Genomic DNA, 1,182 nt, shown 5'->3' on the forward strand with positions numbered 1-1,182 from the left:
GCTCCCGACTATGAAGACTTCGATCCGCTTGAAATGGACAGATACTCTTCGATTCAGCAGCTTTCGCGAGCCTTAACGGAGTCAACATCAGACCTTCAGGACCTTCGAGATACCTTGTCTGACCGTTCACGAGATGCCGAGACTTTATTATTACAGCAATCCCGTATTAACTCAGAACTGCAAGAAGGCTTGATGAAAACACGGATGATACCGTTTTCATCAATTGTTCCAAGACTACGCCGTATCGTTCGCCAAATTGGTGGCGAGCTAGGTAAGCAAGTCGATTTTGATGCACTGAATACCGAAGGTGAAATGGATCGTTCCGTATTGGAAAGAATGGTCGCTCCGCTTGAACACATGTTACGTAACGCCCTCGATCATGGTATTGAAACTGTTAACGAGCGTAAAAAAGCTGGCAAACCAGAGAGTGGCACAATCACACTCTCTCTAATGCGTGAAGGCGGAAATATTGTCTTGAAGATGAAGGACGATGGCGCTGGAATTAACGACAAAGTTGTTCTAGATAAAGCGATAAAACAAGGGCTTGTACCCAAAAACACGAAACCTAGCCGCCATGAAATTATGCAATTTATCATGCACCAGGGTTTCAGTACGGCAGAAAAAGTGACGCAGATTTCCGGTCGAGGTGTCGGCATGGACGTTGTAGCCAGTGAAATCAAGCAAATGGGCGGCAGCATTGAAATCAATTCTGAGTTTGGTCACGGTACCGAGTTTGCTATTCGTCTACCCTTTACGGTATCCGTTAACCGAGCGCTGATGGTAAACATTGGTGAAGACTTCTACGCCATTCCTCTGAATACTATTGAAGGTATTGTTCGAGTCAGCCCTTATGAGCTGGAAGAATACTATAAACCTGATGCACCAATGTATGAATACGCTGGTCGCGAGTATCAGCTACAGTACCTAGGTAAACTACTACACAGCAGTCATCACCCTAAATTGCAGGGGCAACCACTACCGCTACCCGTCATTCTGGTTAGAGGAAGTGACAAGCCTATGGCGCTACAGGTTGATAGCTTGATGGGCAGCCGTGAGATCGTTGTAAAAAGTCTTGGGCCTCAATTTGCCAATGTTCATGGAGCTTCTGGAGCAACTATTCTCGGTGACGGTAGCGTTGTCGTGATTCTTGACCTTCCTGCGCTCATTCGAGACGACATGGCA

General features: G+C 46.4%; 1 protein-coding gene. It reads left to right on the forward strand.

Annotation, left to right across the window (positions count from 1 at the left end):
* Window positions 1–1,182 (forward strand): chemotaxis protein CheA (locus A3729_RS03315; RefSeq protein WP_197475517.1); only part of this gene is annotated, 1,182 nt, incomplete at both ends.

The organism is Oleiphilus sp. HI0043, from assembly GCF_001634935.1.